The 4,597-nt window shown below is 70.0% G+C and carries 4 protein-coding genes; 3 read left to right on the top strand and 1 reads right to left on the bottom strand.

Annotated elements, in window-relative coordinates:
• Positions 1–35: 35 nt before the first annotated feature.
• Positions 36–1,856: an AMP-dependent synthetase/ligase gene (locus ACFU5G_RS29200; protein WP_377252520.1), complete on the bottom strand. Its 1,821-nt coding sequence runs from the start codon at positions 1,854–1,856 to the stop codon at positions 36–38.
• A gap of 151 nt (positions 1,857–2,007) precedes the next feature.
• Between ACFU5G_RS29200 and ACFU5G_RS29195 the strand changes: the two genes are divergently transcribed.
• The 3 genes from ACFU5G_RS29195 (at position 2,008) to ACFU5G_RS29185 (ending at position 4,415) form a co-directional block, all read left to right on the top strand.
• A complete protein-coding gene (locus ACFU5G_RS29195; protein WP_377252518.1) occupies positions 2,008–2,355 on the top strand; it encodes a chorismate mutase in 348 nt (115 codons plus the stop codon).
• Between the two features lie 201 nt (positions 2,356–2,556).
• Positions 2,557–3,735, top strand: coding sequence for a Vms1/Ankzf1 family peptidyl-tRNA hydrolase (locus ACFU5G_RS29190; RefSeq protein WP_377252516.1), 1,179 nt, complete (start codon positions 2,557–2,559; stop codon positions 3,733–3,735).
• Positions 3,736–3,911: 176 nt separating this feature from the next.
• A complete protein-coding gene (locus ACFU5G_RS29185; RefSeq protein ID WP_020016946.1) occupies positions 3,912–4,415 on the top strand; it encodes a DUF1877 family protein in 504 nt (167 codons plus the stop codon).
• Positions 4,416–4,597: the final 182 nt, after the last annotated feature.

The following is a 4,597-nucleotide window of genomic DNA, read 5'->3' as shown; positions in this document are numbered from 1 at the left end:
GCGCTGATCAGCGCTCCGGCCCCGTTCTTCGTCCGTCAGTGCGTACGGGCCGCCACGGGTGCGCCGTACAGCGTGTCGATGACGCCCGCGAAGTCGGTGAGCACCTTGCCGCGCTTCACCTTGATGGACGGCGTGAGGTATCCGTTGGCCTCGGTGAAGTCGAGGTCGAGCACCGTGATCTTGCGGATCGACTCGGCCTTGGAGACCGCCTCGTTGGCCTGGGCGACCACCTTGTCGAGCTCCGCCAGCACCTTGGGGTGCACGCGCGCCTCGGCCACGGACAGCTTGGGCAGGCCGTTCGCGGCGCACCAGCCGGGCAGCATCTCGGCGTCGAGCGTGACGAGGGCGCCGATGAACGGGCGCTGGTCGCCGACCACCACGACCTGGCTCACGATCGGGTGCGCCCGCATGCGGTCCTCGAGCACCGCCGGGGCGACGTTCTTGCCGCCCGCGGTCACGATGATCTCCTTCTTGCGGCCCGTGATGTGCAGGTGGCCGTGCTCGTCCAGGCGGCCGAGGTCGCCGGTGCGGAACCAGCCGTCGACGAGCGCCTCCGCCGTCAGCCCGGGCTGGTTGCGGTAGCCGCGGAAGATGTGCGGCCCGCGCAGCAGCACCTCGCCGTCGTCGGCGATGGCGACGTCCGTGCCGAAGAACGCCGGGCCCACCGAGCCCATGACGATCTTGCCCGGCAGGTTGACCGACGTGGGGGCCGTGGTCTCCGTGAGGCCGTAGCCCTCCAGGATGGTGACGCACGCGCCGCGGAAGAAGTGGCCCAGGCGCTCGCCCAGCGGCGCGCCGCCCGAGACGGCCCAGCTGAGCTGCCCGCCCATGGTCGCCTTGAGCTTGCTGAACACCAGCCGGTCGGCGATCGCGTGCTTCACCTTGAGCGCGCCGCCGGGGCCCTCGGGCACGTCCATGGCCCGCGAGTAGTCCTCGGCGACCCGCACGGACCAGGCGAAGATCTTCGCCTTGAGGCCCGACGACGCCTTCTGCTCCGCGCTGTTGTAGACCTTCTCGAACACACGCGGCACGGCCAGCAGGTAGGTCGGGCGGAACGAGCCGAGGTCGCCCACCAGGTTCTTGATGTCGGGGGCGTGGCCCAGCACGGCCTGGCCGGCGATGGTCGCCACCTCGACGAACCGCGCGAACACGTGCGCCAGCGGCAGGAACAGCAGCGTGCGTGCGTTCTCGGCCTTGAGCAGCTCCGGGATGCCCTCGGCGGCGTTCAGCGTCAGGTGCGCGAAGTTGCCGTGCGTGAGCTCGACGCCCTTGGGGCGGCCGGTCGAGCCCGAGGTGTAGATGACGGTCGCCAGGTCGTCGCGGCGGACGGCGTCCCGCCGCTCGGCCACGATGCCCGCGGACAGGTTGGTGCCGGCCTTGCGCAGGTCGAGCACGGCGCCGTCGTCGATCAGCAGGACGTCCTCGAGCCCGGGCAGGCTGGGCCGCACCTGGTTGACGGTCGCGGCGTGCGCGGCGGACTCGACCACGACGAGCCGGACGCCGGCGTCGGACAGGATCCACTGCACCTGCTCGGCCGAAGAGGTCTCGTAGACCGGCACGGCGACGGCGCCGGCGGCCCAGATGGCGAAGTCGAGCAGCGTCCACTCGTACCGGGTGCGGGACATGATGGCGACCCGGTCGCCGACCTCGATGCCGCGGGCCACCAGGCCACGGGCGACGGCGAGCACCTCGTCCTCGAACTGGCTCGCCGACACCTTGATCCACGGGCCGTCCGGCGTGTCACGCCGCTCGATGAGCGCCTCGTCCCCGGAGCGGGCCACGCGGTCCGCGAGGATCGTGTTGATGCTGGTGCCCGCCGGCACCTCCACCAATGCCGGCGACGTGGCAAGTGTCATGTGCTGCTCTCCGTTGAAGTCTTGAAGTGGCGAAGGCGCGGTATCGGGTCTTCACCAAGTTGCGTGGCCTGCTCGGCAGACTGTAGCGGATCGCCGTCTCAGGTCGGAACAGGCTTCGCCCGCCACGGCCTTCGCCGGTTAGCCTCTACATGTGTCTGACAACGAACCGACCAGCCCTCCGGTGCCGTCCGAGATCATCCGGCTCCGCGGGAGCATCGACAACATCGACGCCGCGCTGGTCTACCTGCTGGCCGAACGGTTCCGGGTGACGCGACGGGTCGGTGAGCTCAAGGCGGTCGGCGGGCTGCCGCCGGCGGACCCGGCGCGCGAGCAGGAGCAGATCGCGCGGCTCACGGGCATCGCCGAGGAGTCCGGCCTGGACCCCGAGTTCGCGGAGCAGTTCCGGCAGTTCATCGTCAGCGAGGTGATCCGCCACCACGAGCTGATCGCCGCGCAGCACAAGGGCGACAATTTGCCTGAGGTCGACACCTACGCTTGAAGGTGACCTCTGCCTGACTGAGCTTTGCCCTTTGCGGGGCAAGGGCAAACGTCGGGTCCGAATATCTCCTGTACAGGTCACAGAAATTTCCCCCACAGGGGTGGCGTGCGGCCTCGATCCGTCGTTTCCTGGAGGGAACGCCGGGGCGGGGTCATGCGGTAGGGCATCATCTCGACCTCGGCGGGTGATGCGGAGGTGTGTATGAAGATCGATTGGCTCAAACCCCTCCTCGGCCACCCGGGACCATTCGCCACCCTGTGCCTGGACGCCACGCCGTCCGAGCTCGCCGCCGACCGGGACGTCGGCGGACGGTGGAACGCCGTGCGCAAGGAGCTCGCACAGCAGAAGGCCCCGGTCGCCGTGCTGGACGCTATCGAAGAGGTGGTGCTGCGACCCACGAGGGTCCCGGGACCGCACGGCCGGGTCGTCATCGCCGACGAGACGGGCGTGCTGGTGGACCGCGTGGTGAACAACCCGCCGAGCGCCAGCTCCGGCTCCTGGGAGGCGGTACCGGCCCTGCTGCAGGCGGCGCTGGCCGCCGACGAGTCGGTGGAGCTGCTCAAGGTGCTGGTCGACCGGGCAGGCGCGGACTTCCTCCGCGCGGGGCCGGACGCCAAGGTGCACAGCACGTTCCAGGCACCGCACGACGAGATCGAGAAGACCAGCTCCTCGGGGATCAAGCGGGCCCGGATCGAGTCCCGCGCCGAGGACTCCTGGGAACGCAACGCCGCGGCCGTGGCGGCCGAGATCGAGCGGCACGTAGCGGAGACGAACCCCGAGCTCGTGCTGCTCACGGGGGACAAGCGCGCGGTGTCACTCACCCGGGCCGCACTGACGGCCCCGACGGCGGACAAGCTCGTCGAGGTGCCCGGCGGCGGACGCGGCCCCGGTGTGAACGAGACCGCCTTCGCCGAACGCGTCTCCGACGCGCTGGACTCCTATCGGGAGCGGCGCCGGGAGCGGGTCCTGGCGGAGCTGCGGCAGGAGCTCGGCCGCGAGTCGAACGCCGTGACCTCGGTGGACGACGTCGTCGCCGTGCTCTCGCGCGGGCAGGTCAAGGAGCTCGTGCTGGCGGAGGAGTACGGGACGAGCCCCGGGCGGATGAACGGGCGCAAGCTGTGGATCGGACCCGAGCCGATGCACATCGCGGGCGACCGGTCGGACCTGGAGGCGATGGGGGTGACGGAGCGGCTGGAGGAGCTGCCCGCCACGGTCGCGCTCGTGCGCGCGGCGGTCGGGCAGGACGCCGGCCTCACGTTCGCACCCGAGGGTTCGGTGGAGCTCATGGACGGTGTCGGCGCGACCCTGCGCTGGCGTGACGGCGGGACGCCCACGGAGGTGCTCGCGAGCATGTCCGGCGACGACCGCCGCCTGCACTGACCCGTCCCACGTGAATTCGATGTGAATTCTCGGCCGGTTGATCGGACAAAAGGCTCTCAGAACGGGCGCCAGACGGGCTGGAATTTCCGATTTACCGCGTATGAGAAATTGTTGCGCCAGAATGTGTCCGTTTTGCCCATACACACGGAAACGCATTATCGGTACGGTCTCGGGCCATGGGGATGATTCATTGTGAGTACGCGCGGCTTGCCGCCGATGACTTCGACAAGGCACGTACAGACCTGACCTGGGCGCTGGAGCACATCGACGAGCTCGCGGGCGAGTGGACGCAGGTCGACCTTCCGGCTAAGGAGGCGAGGTACTTCAGCATCGGCACCGTGTGGGGTCCGCTCCACACGGTGCTCCGGGTGCACGGCGGCATGCCCGTCGACCCGGTGCACGGCGGCGCCGAGCTCGCGTCGACCGGCGGGATCACGCCGGCACGCTATCTGGGCCCGGAGGACGTGGAGAAGGCCGCCGCGTTCCTGGTCGGCACGTCGTTCGACGCCCTGGCGCCGCTCGCCGCCGACCACGTGTGCGACGAGGACGTCTGCCCTGACCCGGGCGAGCACGCCGCTGAGACGGACCCGGAGCGGCTGGCGGAGGCCTACGCCGAGCTCGCCGCGTTCTACGGCGCGGCGGCTGAGGCGGGCGACGCGGTGGTGCTGATGCTCAACTGAGCACGGACTCGACCGGGTTCAGACCTGGTCGAGTTGAACTCGACCGGGGTACGGGCCCGGCCGAGTGCAGACGAAGAACGGGGGCGGAACGCTGATCAGCGTTCCGCCCCCCCGGGCTCTTATACACAAAACCGGGCCCACGAGACCAGCCCCGATCGGGTTAGGCGGCTTGGGGTGGGAAA

The organism is Promicromonospora sp. NPDC057488, from assembly GCF_042802395.1.
Classification (GTDB): domain Bacteria; phylum Actinomycetota; class Actinomycetes; order Actinomycetales; family Cellulomonadaceae; genus Promicromonospora.
The sequence above is the reverse complement of the archived record's forward strand: the minus strand, read 5'-3'. Positions and strand labels throughout refer to the sequence as shown.